The organism is Peptoclostridium acidaminophilum DSM 3953, assembly GCF_000597865.1.
GTDB lineage: Bacteria > Bacillota > Clostridia > Peptostreptococcales > Peptostreptococcaceae > Peptoclostridium_A > Peptoclostridium_A acidaminophilum.
In genome coordinates this window covers 135,874-153,047 of sequence record NZ_CP007453.1, presented here as the reverse complement: position 1 = coordinate 153,047, position 17,174 = coordinate 135,874, and the positions used below count along the sequence as shown (strand labels likewise).

Sequence of the window (17,174 nt, the reverse complement as noted above, 5' to 3'; positions counted from 1 at the left end):
TAAATTTCTTCTTCCTTATACAAGCGACAGCAGACTAAAAATCTGCTGTTTTTTTTCGTTCATTTCCTCACTAAGTGTCCTGGGACTGTTGAAGGACATGAAAAAGGTGCGACTTGAAAAAATCTCAAAAGATTTTTCGTTCAAACCACACAAAACTGTCCTGGGACTATTAGAGAGGGAGCAAATCCACTCGGAAAGGGAGGTAACATCATGCAGACACAGACGCATTCAGAGGCTTCAAAAGATCAGCAGCTTGATGAAGAGCTTGCTGACACGCTCACAGCCATTAGCGTTGTATCCAAGAGACTGGCTCAGAAAATCAAAGCCTTGTCTGCAAAGGAACAAGAAAAAAGGAAGGAGGAGCCCCAAATGAGCAAGATGAGTGAACTTAGTCAGGTTATTTCTGAACTGAAAGACTGCGGCAAAACTCTAATTAACATCGCTGACTCACTTACAGAGATTTTCTCAAGCACAGATACAGAGACCGGCGATGTTATGGAAACACCCTCAGCACCGTTGGAAGATCCTAAGCCAGCGTTATCATTCTTGGATGTTCGCAAGAAGTTTGCAGATATGTCCAGAGCCGGGCATACAGAAGCGCTTAAGGAACTGTTGAAAAAATACGGTGCAGATAAACTCTCCAGTATAGATCCCTCACAATATGCCGCTTTACTTGCGGATGCGGAGGCAATCCAATGAATGTAAAACATGCGCTACTTTCTGCCTCATCTGCACACAGGTGGATTTCTTGTCCGCCATCAGCCTTACTTAGTAAGAAGTTTGAGGATGTGTCCAGCAGTTTTGCACAGGAAGGCACCGATGCCCACGCCCTAGCACAATACAAGATTGAAAAGCTCCTGGGGATTAGCACAAAAGACCCGACTGAGTCGTTAAGCTTCTACGACGAGGAAATGAAAAGCCACGCGGAAGACTACGCATACTTCGTACTTGAACAGGTTGAAAAAGCAAAAGAAACCTGCGCCGATCCTCAAGTACTGATTGAGCAGAAGCTCGATTTCTCAAGATACGTCCCGGAAGGTTACGGGCATGTTGACTGTTTGATTATCGCAGACGGCACTCTAACCGTAATTGACTATAAATATGGGCTCGGGATCAAGGTTTCATCGGAAAGAAATCCGCAAATGTTCTGTTATGCACTTGGCGGTCTGGCTCTTTTCGATGGTATTTACGACATTGAAAATGTTAACCTGGTCATCTATCAGCCGCGTAGAGAAAACATTAGTGAGTACAGCATTTCTAAAAGCGAACTCATCCAGTGGGCTGAGGAAGTCTTGTCTCCTACCGCTCAGCTTGCTATCAAGGGCGATGGCGAATACAAAGCTGGCGAGCACTGCCAATTCTGCAAGGCCAAAGCAACATGCCGAAAGCGTGCCGAATACAATCTGGAGCTCGCAAAGTATGACTTCGAGTTGCCTGCCACTCTCGATAATGAAGAGATATCATCCATCCTTACAAAGGTAGATCAGCTGGTTTCCTGGGCTAGCGATGTCAAGGAATATGCTCTGAAGGAAGCTTTGAACGGTACCAAGTTTGAAGGTTTTAAATTAGTCGCCGGCCGTTCCAATAGGAAATACACCGACGAATCTGCAGTAGTTGATGTCGTTATTGCAGCTGGTAAAGACCCTTATGAGAAGAAGCTGCTCGGCATTACTGCTATGACAGCACTACTCGGCAAGAAGACATTTGAAGAAATTCTCGGTGGCCTAACCTTTAAGCCATCTGGGAAACCGGTCCTTGTTACCGCTGATGACAAGAGACCCGAATTCAACTCAGCATATGAAGATTTTAATGAAAATTAAGGAGGAATTAACCATGACAAAAGTAGTTAATCCGTTAAAAGTAGTTACTGGCCCTGATACCCGTTGGAGCTATGTGAATGCATGGGAGCCTAAATCCATCAATGGCGGCACACCAAAGTATAGTGTATCTCTCATTATCCCAAAGTCCGATACTAAGACTATCGAAAAAATTAAAGCTGCAATTGAAGCGGCCTACCATGAAGGTGAAGGCAAGCTTAAAGGCAATGGGCGTACTGTACCGCCTCTTTCAACCCTTAAGACACCTCTTCGCGACGGCGATATGGAACGTCCAGACGATCCAGTTTATGCAAATGCATATTTTATGAACGCCAACAACAGCTCTGCTCCTGGCATCGTTGACGCAGATCGTCAGCCTATCATCGAACGTTCTGAGATTTATTCCGGTGTTTATGGCCGCGCTAGTGTTAACTTCTACGCCTTCAACACCAACGGAAATAAAGGAATCGCATGTTCCCTCAACAATCTTCAAAAGATCCGTGATGGTGAGCATCTTGGCGGTAAGTCTAACGCAGAAGACGACTTTGCCACAGATTCTGACGACGACTTTCTTTCCTAATCGATAGCTGATAATTCGGGTGGCAGGAAAACCTGCCACCTAATAAAATCAAAGAAAAGAGGTAAATCAAATGGCAACTATTCTTGTTATTGAACTGATTACTTTGTACGGCATATTTATCGTCGGAGCCCTGTTCTGGGTCGTGAATGAAATCATGGATACCATTAAAAAGCACAAGAAAGAAAAAACGAAGAAGAACTTCGATCCACTCGATAAGTTTTAATCGCTTGGGCGGTGGCACTCCTGCTGCCGCCCTTTTCTTTTGAAAGGATGATATTATGGAAGAAATAAAATCACTATCACTTGACCTGGAAACCTACTCAGACTTGGACCTTAGTAAATGCGGTATCTACCGTTATGCGGAATCTCCGGGCTTTGAAATACTCCTGTTTGGCTACGCGATTAATGGTGGTGAGGTAAAAGTTATTGACCTGGCCTTAGGTGAGAAAATTCCAGAAGAGATATTAAATGCACTAATCGATGACAACATCACAAAATGGGCATTTAACGCTTCCTTCGAGCGTATCTGTTTGTCCTATTGGCTCCGTAAGCACTACCCGGATAACTTTAGCAGCTACAGCATCTCGGATGATACTGTTGGAGGTTACCTTGATCCATCCTCTTGGCGCTGCAGCATGATATGGTCTGCGTATATGGGCTTACCACTTTCACTTGAAGGCGTAGGGGCAGTTCTCAAACTTGGTGAACAAAAGCTCAAAGAAGGCAAAGACCTCATTCGCTACTTCTGTGTTCCTTGCAAGCCTACTAAAGTAAATGGTGGTCGCACTCGTAACCTACCTGAACATGATATGACCAAATGGTACTTATTTAAGAAGTACAATATCCGAGATGTTGAAGTGGAACATGCACTTAAGAATCGCCTGGAAAACTATCCAGTACCTGAGTTTGTTTGGGAAGAATACCACCTTGATCAGGAGATTAATGACAGAGGTATCCTTCTCGATATGGGTGTTGTTGAAAATGCCATTAGCTTCGATGAAAAGTCCAAAGATGAACTCAATGCTGCAATGAAGGCGCTTACCAACCTTGAAAATCCAAACAGCGTCACGCAGGTAAAACAGTGGCTTTCTGATAATGGTATTGAGACCGAGTCACTTGGGGAAAAAGAATGTCGCAGCTCTTATAAAGACTGCATCAGAGGATCAACGAGATGTGCTATTACTTCGGCAGCAGCTATCGAAAAGCAGCGTCAAAAAATATCAGGCCATGCAGAACACCGTCTGCCTAGATGGTAGGGCTCGCGGCATGTTCCAATATTATGGAGCTTCCCGTTCTGGTCGCTGGGCAGGCAGACATATACAATTACAAAACCTCCCTCAGAACCATATTCCTGATTTGGAAGATGCACGGTCCCTTGTAAAGCTAGGAGATTATGATGCAGTAAAACTACTTTATGAGGATGTACCAGATATACTCTCTCAGCTTATCCGAACCACTTTTATTCCAAGGCCAGGATATAAGTTTATCGTGTGCGACTTCAGTGCTATCGAGGCTAGGGTTCTATCCTTCTTAGCCGGAGAAACATGGCGATTAAATGTTTTTGAAAGCAATGGGGATATATACTGTGCTTCTGCTTCTGCAATGTTTCACATACCGGTTAAAAAGCATGGTGTAAACAGCCACCTTCGGCAAAAAGGTAAAATCGCAGAATTGGCTCTTGGCTATGGCGGCAGCACTGGAGCACTTAAAGCTATGGATGCGTTGGAAATGGGCATTACTGAAGATGAACTGCAGCCGCTGGTTGATTCTTGGAGAGCTTCAAACCCGAAGATTACAAAGCTGTGGTGGGATGTTGACAGAACTGTTAAAGAGGCAGTTCGCTTCAGAACCCATACCAAAACGCACGGCATTAAGTTCTACTGCCAAAAGGGTATGCTTTTTATTGAGCTTCCTTCCGGCAGAAGGCTTTCCTATGTAAAGCCTAAGATCGAACAGAATCAGTTCGGGGGTGAGTCTGTCACCTATGAAGGCACCGGCAACACTAAAAAGTGGGAACGCATCGAAAGTTACGGTCCGAAGTTTACGGAAAATATTGTGCAGGCCATCAGTCGGGATATCCTAGCCTACGCTATGAAAACACTCCGATATTGCTTTATCTGTGGTCATGTCCATGACGAGCTAATTATTGAGTGTAACATGGGCGTTTCCCTTAAAGCAGTTTGTGAGCAGATGGCAAGAACGCCACCTTGGATGAAAGGCTTGGCACTTAGAGCAGATGGCTATGAGACTATGTTTTATAAGAAGGACTAGGAATGAAAAGACGGTACTGATTTTACACCAGCACCGTCTCTTCCTTTGTGGTTTAGATATAGTTTTCCAGACGCCTTCTTAAAGATGCCATCAGCTTTTTAAACTGATACTCAAAGCTTGACTGCGGTATCGACATAATTCTTGCAATTTCTCGCTTTGAATGCCCTTCCATAAGAAGTTCGCAGATGCGATGACTGTTTGGATCTAGTTCTTCGAGAGCCGTAAAAAGCTCTTCAAGAAGCATCTTGTCTGCAACAATCTCTGCAATATCCTGTGCGCGGTCCTCAACGCTGTATCCAGTTTCTTCGAGTCCGTCTAGAGAAAGGACATTTCCTTCCTTAGTACGACTGCATTTGGAGCAATCTTCTATGCATCTTTTTAGGCCGCCCTTGCCGTCACTAATCTGACATAATTTCTGCCGATCATTGCGTTTGTGTTCCGCCCAAATTGGACGTTTAAAAGCTCTGTACACTTCTTCGCTTACCTCTACCTCTTGCCCCTCGATAGTTAGATAATACTGCTTAGTTTCTTGATTGACTCTGTTTTGCATAATTTGCATCCTTTCCGCCGGACTGCATTGGCGGCAAAGGATACAAAAATAGGTCTATGCCAGAAAGTACACAGACCCTTTCAACCTAAAATGAGCGCAATAAGAGAAGGTACTTCTGTTGAAGCGCAGCAATCAACATGTGATTATTACGATTCAATATGTATCCTTTGCCTTATTGCAAATCAGGCATTCGATATTATTTTGTAAATTAATTTTATAATTTCTAGCTTTTTTGCCCGTTGAATAAAGTTCAACATCAAAACCTTAATAATGGACAACCTTTACTTCATAAATTTGAAAATCCATTTATTTTGTAAGATCACATTTGTGAAAATAGTGTTTTTGAGGCAAATCGAGTAGGAGGCTGACGATTAGTTCATCAGCCGACCTCTCAGTCGAGTAAGCAAGGGGAGTTTCACCCCGAGCTTCTCACAGAACCGTACGTGAAAGTCTCCCTTCATACGGCTCTTATCATTCATAACCGCATTAACTGATATACCGAAGTTTCCAATGTGCGAATAGTCCCGGCTCTCTGCTTTTAACCTCAGAGAGCCATTTTTCTGCCCGTCTTCTATGTCCCCTAAAGTGTTTGAACTTACACATCGCCCACTTTACGAGTCTTCTATCTACGCAGTCCAGGGAGTATTTCATGGCTGACGGATTGTACTTGCTGAAATAGTTCATCCATCCCCTCACTATCGGGTTTATGATTTCAGCTATGATGTTTATGGAACTCCCAGTTCTTTTGTGAATTTCCAAGGCCTTGATTTTATCTCTAAAGCTCTTACAAGACGTTTTGCTTACGGATGCGATGAAGTTATACCTTAGAATTCCGTCCCTGCACTTGATATTCATCGCTTTAAATGTGTATCCGAGAAAATCAAAGCTTCTGACTGGATAGTTTTCCTTCCTGTCTTTATCGTGACAGTAAGCAATCCGAGTCTTTTCGGGATGAAGTTCCAATCGACATTCCAACATTCTTTCCGTCAGCGCTTGCTTCAGCTGTTTGGCTTGTGTAGGCGTTTGACAATGAATAACGGCATCATCGGCGTATCTCTCAAAAGGACATTTCGGATAATTCCTTTCCATCCAACGGTCAAACGCATAGTGTAGGAACATGTTCGCCAACACAGGGCTGATAACGCCACCTTGAGGGGTTCCGGCTTTCCGAGCTATGTGTTGTCCTTCTTTAGTTGTGAAAGGGGCTTCGAGCCATCTCTTTATATAGAGCTTGGCCCACTTTTCATCCACGTGCTTTTCTACCACGCGCATGAGAAGTTCATGGTCGATATTATCGAACAGACCCTTCACATCCAGTTCTATCACGTAGTCGTACTTCCAGCTTCGCTCACGGGCTCTTCCCACTGCTTCTAATGCAGATTTGTTTGGCCTGTATCCGTATGAGTCCTCGTGAAAAATGGGTTCAACCTTAGGCTCGACAATCATTCTTGCTACCATTTGCGCTATTCGGTCGGTGATGGTAGGTATGCCCAGTCGCCTTGTCCCTCCGGTCTTTTTAGGTATTTCAACTGCCAAAACCGGGGCGGGAATGTAGCTTCCTGAGCTCATCCTATTCCATATCTTGTATAAGTTCTTTTCGAGATTTTCATCAAAGACCTCAAAGGTTATGCCATCTATCCCGGCACTTCCCTTGTTTGCCTTCACTCTTTTATATGCCTCAAGTACTACTTTCTTCGGTATTTTGTACGGTTTGCTCATCCGCATCAAATCCTCCTATTTGATATAGTTGTTTTCTGCTTCTGAGCTGAATGATGATGCCCCTTCGCTCCACTGCCATTACAGCAGTTTCATCACTACTACGAACATCTCCGCCCCTGCGAAATGCATCTCTACTTTCAGCTTTGCCTTTCTGTGGCTTAGACTTTTTCGATTACCATCATTCCGCAGGTTCCCATGTTTCATACAGATGCCTGATATATGCTCATGCCGCCTTAATACCGTCCCACAGATAGTCAGCCTTACAGGTATCTTCTATCCTTTTCCTCAATCAGTGGTGAAGAGTTGAGTTTTGCAGGAACTTTACGCTATCGATACTTCATCAGCGGTTCACTTTCGTTCATCTTCACATATCTCACATGACTGCTTGTGCAGCCTTTTCCTTAATCGCTCACTACCACGACTCTTAATCACAGCAGCATTAAGGTTGTTTGACAGGTTTGCCTGTTCAATCCCTGTCGAAGGACCTACCTTCATCATCCGTATGCCTTTCATGGCACACCACCACCGTACGTACCGTTCAGTATACGGCGGTTCAACCGCTTAAGTGCATTTTGCGTAATTGCTCGTACTGCGCCGGAAAGTCATAGTATCCGGCCTGTACGAGCTTTTCATTTGTGATGGAGCGGGATAAAACCGCGCTACCTGCTATACGCCAGTATCCCAGCCGCGTGTTGCCCCATTGGTATGCCTGCCACTCTGGAATGCCCAGTTTCGTCAGGTTCTTCACCCTCGTTCTTGGTTTCTTCCATTGCTTCCAGATATACATGCGAATCCTTCGGCGCATCCACTCGTTCCATTTGAGCAAAGTTCGTTTGATGTCAGCCACATTATAGTATCCAAGCCATCCACGGATGTATCTTTTGACGTTCTCCATGACCATGCGCACATTCCTTCCCTGATTCCTGCGGGTCAGTTCCTTCAACTTTCGTTTCGCCTTTGCAAGGGATTCCCGGTGGGCTCGTATGTATATTCCCTTTCCATTCTTCCCGAGGCAAAATCCAAGGAATTTGAAGTGCTTTCTAGCCAGCACGCTTACCACCTTGCTCTTTTGGACGTTCACTCTGAGTTTGAGTCTGTCCTCAAGATATCTGCTACAGGTTTTCATTAGACGTACTGCGGCTCTTTTGCTTTTCGCAAGCACCACAATGTCATCCGCGTACCTGACTATCTTTACCCCTCGGCCTTCCATCTCCTTGTCGAATTCATTCAGGTAGATGTTGGCCAGTAGAGGCGAAAGCGGCCCGCCTTGCGGCGAGCCTTCCTCAGTTCTGCAGAATACTCCGTTTTCCATGACTCCACTCTTTAGATATTTCTTGATGAGTTCTATCACGCGGTTGTCTTGGAATTTCTTTCGCAGAAGGTTAAGTAGCAATTCGTGATTCAGGGTGTCGAAGTACTTGGACAGGTCTATTTCTACTGCGTATCCGTATCCCTGCTCTGCATAATTTTTCACTTTTAGAATTGCTTGATGTGCGCTTCTTTTCGGACGGTAGCCATAGCTTCCTTCTGAAAATATTGGTTCAAAGATGGCTTGTAACTTCTGCGCTATGGCCTGCTGGATGACTCGGTCTATTACCGTGGGAATCCCCAGTTTTCGCACCCCACCATCGGATTTGGGAATTTCCTTGCGTCGCACTGGACTCGGCTTGTAGCTTCCATCCCTGATGCTTTGCAGAAGTTCATCCCTATTTTCCCTTATCCACAAAAACGCATCCTCGACAGTCATTCCATCGATTCCGGGCGCTCCGTGGTTACGCTTGACCTGCTTGTAGGCTCTGTTGAGGTTATCCCGTTCCAGTATCCTCTCGAGCAGGTCGATTGCACCATCTCTTTCTTTGCTCTCCCGAGCGCTGGCGCTCTGCGCTCCTGCATACTCTTCACGTTCCACGCTATCCCTTTGCAGGCAGCCCTCTCGGTATTCTGCTTTCAACGCACCAGCCTCCTTCCGGCTCTTACTCAAGACTTACGATTGTTCAGCCCTTTCCGAAAAAAAATCGGTACTATGGCCTCTGCTGACTTCTCACGGCAAGCTTTACTCCGTATTTCAGATTTATCTTACTCAACGTCCGTGAGACCTCCCCGGGTAAGAATGATAACCTTCATCCCATGTAACCGCCGCATTTACCGTGTAGGGTTCGGGTAGCATTGGACTTTGTTTTGGTTTGCAAACTCGTCCGCCCTATGTCGGCCTTAATATGCGGTTTCTGTTCGTCGGTTCGGGACTTTGCCTCCGGCTTCCTTCAGATTCCACCTCGCGATGGACACCCTTGCCTTTGGCTAACGCTTCCTGCTACCGAGCGCGTAGTGGACTTTCACCACCAAGTTATCGCCCATGCCGGGCGCACAAAAATAAGGAACAGTACATATTTTCATATGCACTGTTCCTTATTTGAGAATAAAAATCGCTTTTATAATTAATGACAAATAAATATCCGATGAATTAAGTTCATCAAATTTTTTTTAAAAAAATAGACCAGAAATGCAACTCTGATCTATTAAGTAAAATATCTACTTATAGTGGTGGCTGGTGAATAAGATAGTCTAAACTTTGCACTTTAAGTTCATCATACACATCCCCGTAATCAGTAGCCCATTTAAGATGTAGCAACATATCATAAGTTTCATTATCTGCACCTAGTTTACCAGGCGAAGTCATATTTAAACTTAGATCTGCTAATTGCAACATTCGGTCACTTACCCTATATGGAATATGAATTCCGAGACAAGCAGAAATAACATTTAGCTTAGTAAGGTTTTTACCTTTTTTCATATTACTGATGGTTCTGATGTCCAATCCAGTTACACTTTTCAACAATCTACCCGAATAATTACAAATACGTTTGTCCATAAGTTTTGTCAATGCCTCTCCAAACTCTGATTCACCAATAGCTTTCAGCATTTCTTTAGACATTTCATTCACCAGTCCATATTGTGTAAGTAATTCTTCACTTATCTCATCATAGTAATTGAAAGTCACATCCGCTTTTGCTGCGGGAAGTTTCACATAGTGCAATTTTCCATCATTTTCATCCACTATGAATTGTAGGAAACATTCTTCCTCATGATCTTTTGCATACTCAGTTAATTCAAGGTTCCCATCGCCAGTTCGTTGAATATACTGAGAAGATGCTAGACAAACCTTATTGTCCACATAGGCAAAACAATCAGTTTTTACTATGCTTGCTACTGCTTTACTTTCAGAGTACCAGTTGGTCAGCGTTTTACTTTTTACCGTTGAAACTATTTTTTTCCCAACATAATCTTTTTCCGTGAGGACAACACCAGCAATTGATGCATTCAATTCTGATCCCTTATCCTTTGGCTGAGTAGGCATTTCTTCGTTACTCACATTTAGGTATTGATCTTGTCCTCCACTTAGCAAGAAGAAACGTAGATACTCTTCACAATATAATGGTAATCTAAGTTCAACATACTCGTTTCTGAGAACAAGCTTAAAAAACTCTCTAGCTTTAATCTTATTTATCGAATTTTTAAGTTCTGTGAATTTACCATAATTATCAAGAGTGCTACTATTAACTTTTCTCTCTAACAATTCACGAAGAAGATTAAAGCTACAACCAAGTCGCGTAACAACACGATTAATTCTGGCATATTCGTCTGCCTTCATGTAATCTGCAATATACTGTCTGAAAGTTTTTCCAGGAACTAAATTAGCTTTTCCAGTCTCTACAGCATGTACAAATCGTTCAGCATAGCGTTGTTCTTCTTGAGATAACATGGAAAAAGATCTATGTAGTTCTTTTAATGCCGCAGCCACAATTTCAGGATCAGTATCGCCCTGTATCAATTTGACATACTTGTCAAAGTTAGAATTCATATAGTTCGCATCAATTTTTCCAGTATCATATTCAGTGATATGAATATCCACCTCATATGGAACATCTCCGCCTCGGTCTCCTCCACCGCCTCTTGAAAGTTCTTTGTATCTGCCAAGGAGGGTCAAATAAGTCATCTCATCAAGGGCTACTTCTATAGGATCCTCAACCTGATTCTCGTCTGGATATAATTTTTTAGACCATACAAATCCCTGAATCAACGCAGCTTCCAGATGCGTTACAAACAATTTGAAATCTTTAGCAAATTTTGCTATTGTAGCAGAATCCTCTGGTAACTTTTCAAAGCTTTCAATACCAGCATTTTTAAAGAGTTGCTCAATACCCAAATATAGAGTATTCATATGTCTGAGGTTGTTTGGGAGCTTGTCTACAAAAAGACCAGTAGGAACATCTCCTGAATAAGCTTTTACCGCTGCTTCAATATTTTTCTCCATTGTGTTAGGACGTCGGTAGTATTTAATAATTCCGAACGGTTTCTCTGCCATATCATAAAGACGATTGGTTCTTGAAAATGCCTGAATAAGATTCTCATATTCCATGACTTTATCCAGATATAACGTATTCACCCATTTAGAATCAAAGCCAGTTAACATTTGATTTACAACAATCAAAATATCAACTTGATCATCTTTATTCAAGTATTCATACGGTTTTTTATGAGCTAAGCGCAAACTAACGTCTTTACGAAATTTATCGTAAGAGGCAATGGAAAAAGATTGAGCGAACTTGTCGTTATAGGCCTCCAATATTTCCACAATACCGTCTTCCTTTTCAAGAGAGCCTCCACCCTCATTATCAATAGACGGATCGAACATAGCCGTAATCTTTAGTTCCGGCATTTCCTTTACCATCAAACGATAATACTCTACCGCTTCTGGAATACTGCTGGTCGCAAAAATAGCGTGAAATTGTCTGTCTCGGCTGTACAAGGGCCATTTCTTTTTAATATCCGTAATAATTCCCATTTTATATTCAGGTGTCTGATACTGCTCTTTGGGAATGTAATCCTCAATACCACTTATCCATTTACCATCAACAAGCTCTCCATACATTTTCACCTGTGATGAATCCATGTATTTAAGAAACATTTTCTTTTTTTTAGGGTCACTCATGGCTTCCTGCTGAGAAGATGCTTTTGCTTTTTCCAATGCAATTTGTTCCCTCAAATCATTGTCATCATAGATACGAACAAGATATGGGTCAAAACCAAGAACATTCTTATCTCTAATTCCATCGCCTAAAGTATATCTATGGATTTCATCGCCAAAAATAGTAGGTGTAGTGCTGTCTTTCTTGGTATTTAAATCCTGAATCTGAATGTCAATGAATATTTGAGCCAGGCGCTAGTGAATTTCTGAGCCACCTGTGCTAATGAAAAAGTATACCATTTTCATATTTGTGCTAATGAATATTTGAGCCACTTATTGTAATAAAGAAGGGAAATTGGGTTTAGCCTTCATTTCCCTTAATTCATCTTTTATTTGCTGTTGCTGTCCTTTCGATAAGAATCGCCATTCATGTTTAATACATAGGAGCGGAATGTTATTCTGTCAACTAGGGCTGCGACCATTATTGGATTATCGAAAAGCTCTGTCCATCTTGAGAATTCAAGATTTGTGGTTATTATGATGCTGCCTTTTTCGGATCGATCAGAGATTACCTTGAAAAGCAGATCTGACTGATGCCTGTTAAAGCTTAGGTATGAGAGTTCATCTAGTATTAGCAGATCAACTTTAGACAGCTGTTTTTCAAGCTTTGCCAGCCTTTTGTACTCGCTGGCCTCGACCAATTCAGTTGCAAGTGATGCGGCGTTATAAAACTTGACGGAATATCCGAGGGTGCAGGCTTTCAAGCCAAGGCTTATTGCAAGATGCGTCTTGCCTGTTCCGGGATTCCCTATCATTACAATGTTTTGATGTTTGTCTATGTAGTCGCACTCAGACAACTCAAAAATAAAAGGTTCTTTTACATGTTTAAGCCGGCTTGTATCAAATTCATCAAGAGTCTTCAAATATGGATACTTTGCAGCTTTGATCCGCCTTTTGCGATTATTTTCCTGACGCTGGTCGTTCTCAACTCTTAGTAGCGCAAGGAGGAAATCCTCATAGCTCATATTGGTGTCCATCTGACGGATCATATTTTCATAATCACAAAAGGTAGGGAGCTTGAGCTGCTTGCAGTAAAGAGAAATAGACTGTGCCTTCACGTTTATTTCACCCATTATCCGTTCACCGCCACTTTGAATTTGGCATCATAAGCCGATAGGTCCACATTATCAACTGAGATATCCGTTGCAACCGATATTACGCCGTTTGATACAGGACCATCCAAGTAACTTCGTACCAGGTCGATTGTGGGACTTACCGTAGCAGGTATTTGGTTTTTAATGCCGATTATCCTGTCAGTGCCATAATCAAGGCACAATCGAAGAAGTTTGACAGTATCCCTGTTTGCATTTGGGAATTTCATTCCCCATTCAAGCAGGTCTCTCTGAATAGCCTGCCTTACAGGTTTGGCGTTGAATACGGAGCGTGGCTTTCGTTCCAGAAGTGGCATGTAGTGCTCCAGAGTATAGCTGGTGTAGCCCCCTGGACCATAGATGCGGTCATAGGATGCCACGACTGCAGACTTGTGATGTATTCTGATTTCGTTGCCATAGGCCTTTATTGTGGCTTCCTGGCCTATCAGTGTTGCCGGAACTGAATAATTGTTTTTATCAAACCTTACTGTGGAGTATTCATTTACTTTTGCAATCGCAGTTTTGCTTGTATCAAAACTGTATTTTGGAAGTGAGTAGAAGTATGATGCTTCTTGAAAGAGCCGCATACCGACAGTTCCCTCACGTCCTTGTATCATATGCTGCTTATACTCGTTGCATTTTTCTGATAGTAAACTATTCAGCTCTGATAAGTTTTTTATCCTTGGAACAGGAACCAGGAAGTTTCTTCTTGAAAATCCTACAAGGTTTTCAACCAGGCCCTTTTCATTTCCGCTTGCAATGTTGCAAAACAACGGTTGAAATGCATAATGGGCGCTAAAGGCCTTGTACCTGTTTTGAATCTTTGCGTATTGGCCAAAGCCTTCTTTTACTGCAACTTTAGCATTATCAAATATTGTTTTATGAGGAATACCGCCAAAGAATTCAAATGCCTTCTGTTGACCTTCCAAGAAGGATTCCTCGTTCTGGTGCTTGAATGCCATTACGAAAATTGCGCAACTGAAGCATAGCCTTGCACAAAAGAGATTGATTTTGTTTTTAATCCCGTCAAGATACACGGTGGCTTCTCCCCAATCAATTTGGAGAGCTTCCCCCGGATCGAATTCCAATGGGATAAATGACTTGGGAATATTCCCTTTAATCCTTTTTACAGCCAATCTTACTGTTGACTCGCCGCCGGCAAACTGTTTTTCAGTTACAAGCCGTTGATATATGCGCCTTGCAGTATGCTGCTGTTTGTTTATATTTTCGGATTTGTCTTCCTCAAGGCAATGAAGAATGAACTTTAATACATCGTCAGTCAGAATGTCTGCCTTACGATTGTATTCTTTGCGTTCCCATGGAACGCTGTCACCGTCACAATATTTTTTGACGGTATTGCGAGATATGCCGAGCGTTTTAGCGATAGCCCTTTGAGACATACCCTGGATTGTACTCATTTCTCTAATCTTTTGGTAAATGTCCACGTCAATGATCACACCTTTCATCCTCCCTGCACTAATCTTTGAGATTAGTATACAGGTTTTTTGAAAAGTGGCTCACTTTTTGGTTAGCACAAAGGCACTAAATGGCTCACTCTTATACTAGCATTCACATCCTGAATGGGTGTTCCTGTGAAACCAAAAATAATAGCATTTTTAAAAGTATTCTTGATGTCAATCAACATATCTCCAAAAGTAGAGCGATGACATTCGTCAATAATGATGACCATACGTTTTTTCTGAATAGCTTTGAGATCCGCTTCATTTAGATCCATAGCCTCTGCAGTAATATTGCTAAGTTTCTGAATAGAAGTAACAATTAACGTATTATCAAGATCATCACTTTTCAATTTAGAAATCAGAATTGTTGTGTTTTCAGTTGCCTGTACTGATTCATGTTCCGACTTGAAAGAACGATACTCTTTTAATGATTGAATTCCTAGTTCTTTGCGATCAACCAAGAACACTACCTTCTCAGCATCATGGTTGCTTGCGATAAGCTGTGCCGCCTTAAAACTGGTCATGGTTTTTCCGCTGCCCGTTGTATGCCAAATATGTCCTCCAAGCTGCTTATCGCCATCCCAGTGGTTTTTCTTATCTGCAACAATGTTAGCAATAGAAACAGCCGCATAATACTGATAGCTACGCATTACCTTAAGAATTCCATCGTCAGTATCAGCAATAGTATAGAAACCAATTAACATATGTGCCATAGGAATAGACAAAAACCTATGCACGAAAGTATGCCAATCATTGATGAGATTATTATTAAAGTCAGCCCAATGAAAGTAGAAAGCCTTATTAAACACGCCGTCTTCGCCTGGATTGGCAAAATAAACTGATTCATTTGGCTGCATAGCTACAAAAATCTGTACCATAGAAAAGATTCCACGGAATGCACCTTCATGCGAATATTTCTCTATTTGATTGTATGCTTCACTGACCGGGATACAACTGCGCTTTAGCTCTAGATGAATTACCGGCATACCATTGATAAGCAACAATAAATCCCCTCGTCTATTGTTAAGAATGGGCGACTTAGTCTTGAATTGTGGCTGCTGTGCGATTTGGTAACGGCTTTGGCCTAAAGCAATTTCTTGGCGATCATAGATTTTTAAACTAACCTCTTTGCCAAGGTGAAGTTGGTCTTCAGGGTTATCACGAGTGATTGAAACACTTCTGCCGTTGATAAATTCATTCAGGCGTAGTGGTGACGGTAGAGCCTTTACCTGGTTTATAATCTGATCCATTTCACCTGCGGTCAGAGGGCAATCATTCAAACGTGTATTCTGCTTGTTATTATTAAAAAGAATATCTGCCCAGTTTTGAATCAAATCTTCTTCAGTTGGATACTGTATAACATCCGGTTCCCAACCATATTCAATTAGGGTTTTTATGACGGCCTCTTCAAATTCTTTTTCTTCTGTATATATAATTTCAGACATATCAACCACCTCCCAAATTTAAACAAACATTTTTTCTAAGCAACCCGCTTTGATATTTTTCAACTTATCGATTTTACGCTGATGAAGGGTGATAAGATTGTCGAGATGTTTGATAAAGGAAGCGATTTGATCCTGTTCTTTTTCAGTCGGAAGCAATAGCTCAAATCTACAAAGGCTCTTGTAATATAACCTTGTCCGAGTTCCCCCCATTTTTTGCTCTCTACAAAAAGCTCTGAATTCTGGGCTAGAATTCAAGTACTGAATGATTGTAAATAGATTATTATCCTTTGAAGCTTTAAAAACAGGATATTCACGGCTTACAAGCCCATTTTCAACAATTTCATTGATATTAAAATGAAAAATATCATCGTCACTCATGTGGCGATATGTGCAAGCCGCCAATGGCACAATGCTAAATAACGTATCTTGATTATCCGTAGAAGTATTATCACGGTATTCATTTTGCATCATCAGCCCACTTCTTGAGGATGTAAGCAACGGAAATCCCGATTGAAGTGTGGTATATTGGTCCAATTCTTCTGTAACTTCTCCAACATTACGCCGTTCCCAAGGTTCGGTAAACCCCTCAAATCGAATTTCAGGAATATTTATTCCTTTTTGGGGAAACATTTTTTCCAACATGGCTTTTTTTATAGTTTGTAACTTATCATACTCTTTCTGAAGTAGGGTGATAAGAGTATCGAGGTTGGAGAAATATGCGGCTATTTCCTTTTGCTCTTTAATATCTTTAGCTAGATTTATATATATTTCACTCAAAGCAGGATATTTCAAATTCCAGGTATCAGAGGTTATTCCTTGAGAATTAATTTGAAAAGTATGAATCATATCTAGGTTCTTAAAAAGGTATGAAACACATTTCGAATCAACTTTTTCATTTGGTGAAAGCACCGTATATGCGGGACTTACAATACCCTCATAAGGTGAATAGCCACTTGCACCTTGCCACATCCTCATAGAATTGTAAGCTATATCTCCAACACATACTTTTTTGTATTTTGACTTATCTTCATTAGAATTGTCATGGCGACCAAGTTCTGCAAATTTTTTTATACCAGAATTTATTGTAACTGAAAGTAGCTCACCATCTGGCATATTTTCGGTTCGTTCTTTAAAGCACTCACCAATCTTACGCTGTTCCCAAACATCTTTATATCCGGAAAATCTAAGACTGGGTATAAGTTTTTCTTTATCCAT

The 17,174-nt window shown here is 41.8% G+C and carries 13 protein-coding genes and 2 pseudogenes; 5 read left to right on the top strand and 10 right to left on the bottom strand.

The window, feature by feature from the left end; genetic code table 11:
* The first annotated feature begins 210 nt into the window (after window positions 1-210).
* The 5 genes and pseudogenes from EAL2_RS11645 (at window position 211) to EAL2_RS15915 (ending at window position 4,668) form a co-directional block, all read left to right on the top strand.
* The gene (locus EAL2_RS11645; protein WP_242842532.1) at window positions 211-699 is read left to right on the top strand and encodes a hypothetical protein; all 489 of its coding nucleotides are present in this window, start codon (window positions 211-213) and stop codon (window positions 697-699) included.
* On the top strand, window positions 696-1,820 hold the full coding sequence (locus EAL2_RS11640; protein WP_025436554.1) for a DUF2800 domain-containing protein: 1,125 nt from the start codon (window positions 696-698) through the stop codon (window positions 1,818-1,820). Before EAL2_RS11645 ends, EAL2_RS11640 begins: the two co-directional genes overlap by 4 nt.
* A gap of 13 nt (window positions 1,821-1,833) precedes the next feature.
* Window positions 1,834-2,397, top strand: a complete 564-nt coding sequence (locus tag EAL2_RS11635; protein WP_025436553.1) for a DUF2815 family protein — start codon at window positions 1,834-1,836, stop codon at window positions 2,395-2,397.
* Window positions 2,398-2,467: 70 nt separating this feature from the next.
* Window positions 2,468-2,620, top strand: coding sequence for a hypothetical protein (locus tag EAL2_RS15570; protein ID WP_158408934.1), 153 nt, complete (start codon window positions 2,468-2,470; stop codon window positions 2,618-2,620).
* Window positions 2,621-2,684: 64 nt separating this feature from the next.
* A pseudogene (locus EAL2_RS15915) lies at window positions 2,685-4,668 on the top strand (DNA polymerase).
* A gap of 52 nt (window positions 4,669-4,720) precedes the next feature.
* Here EAL2_RS15915 and EAL2_RS11625 read toward each other — a convergent pair.
* The 10 genes and pseudogenes from EAL2_RS11625 to EAL2_RS15560 all read right to left on the bottom strand — a co-directional run bounded on the left by EAL2_RS11625 (window position 4,721) and on the right by EAL2_RS15560 (window position 17,174).
* Entirely contained in the window at window positions 4,721-5,218 is a 498-nt protein-coding gene (locus EAL2_RS11625; protein ID WP_025436552.1) for an RNA polymerase sigma factor, read from the bottom strand.
* Window positions 5,219-5,704: 486 nt separating this feature from the next.
* Entirely contained in the window at window positions 5,705-6,937 is a 1,233-nt protein-coding gene (ltrA, locus tag EAL2_RS11620) for a group II intron reverse transcriptase/maturase (RefSeq protein WP_242842517.1), read from the bottom strand.
* 78 nt (window positions 6,938-7,015) lie between these two features.
* Window positions 7,016-7,141: a hypothetical protein gene (locus EAL2_RS15870; RefSeq protein WP_278246852.1), complete on the bottom strand. Its 126-nt coding sequence runs from the start codon at window positions 7,139-7,141 to the stop codon at window positions 7,016-7,018.
* Window positions 7,142-7,285: 144 nt separating this feature from the next.
* Window positions 7,286-7,450, bottom strand: a complete 165-nt coding sequence (locus EAL2_RS15565; RefSeq protein WP_158408885.1) for a hypothetical protein — start codon at window positions 7,448-7,450, stop codon at window positions 7,286-7,288.
* Window positions 7,451-7,490: 40 nt separating this feature from the next.
* Window positions 7,491-8,888 carry a group II intron reverse transcriptase/maturase gene (gene ltrA / locus EAL2_RS11615; RefSeq protein WP_025436551.1) on the bottom strand — a complete coding sequence of 466 codons (1,398 nt, stop codon included), beginning with the start codon at window positions 8,886-8,888 and terminating at the stop codon, window positions 7,491-7,493.
* A gap of 582 nt (window positions 8,889-9,470) precedes the next feature.
* Window positions 9,471-11,963: a type I restriction endonuclease subunit R, EcoR124 family gene (locus EAL2_RS11610; RefSeq protein ID WP_242842530.1), complete on the bottom strand. Its 2,493-nt coding sequence runs from the start codon at window positions 11,961-11,963 to the stop codon at window positions 9,471-9,473.
* 329 nt (window positions 11,964-12,292) lie between these two features.
* A complete protein-coding gene (gene istB, locus EAL2_RS11605; protein ID WP_038601615.1) occupies window positions 12,293-13,036 on the bottom strand; it encodes an IS21-like element helper ATPase IstB in 744 nt (247 codons plus the stop codon).
* The gene (gene istA / locus EAL2_RS11600) at window positions 13,036-14,520 is read right to left on the bottom strand and encodes an IS21 family transposase (protein WP_201770168.1); all 1,485 of its coding nucleotides are present in this window, start codon (window positions 14,518-14,520) and stop codon (window positions 13,036-13,038) included. The genes istB and istA overlap by 1 nt, the downstream gene beginning before the upstream one ends.
* A 101-nt stretch (window positions 14,521-14,621) precedes the next feature.
* Window positions 14,622-15,959: pseudogene (locus EAL2_RS11595) on the bottom strand (DEAD/DEAH box helicase family protein); the annotation flags it as partial.
* Window positions 15,960-15,977: 18 nt separating this feature from the next.
* Complete coding sequence (locus EAL2_RS15560) at window positions 15,978-17,174, bottom strand: restriction endonuclease subunit S (RefSeq protein ID WP_025436548.1); 1,197 nt, start codon at window positions 17,172-17,174, stop codon at window positions 15,978-15,980.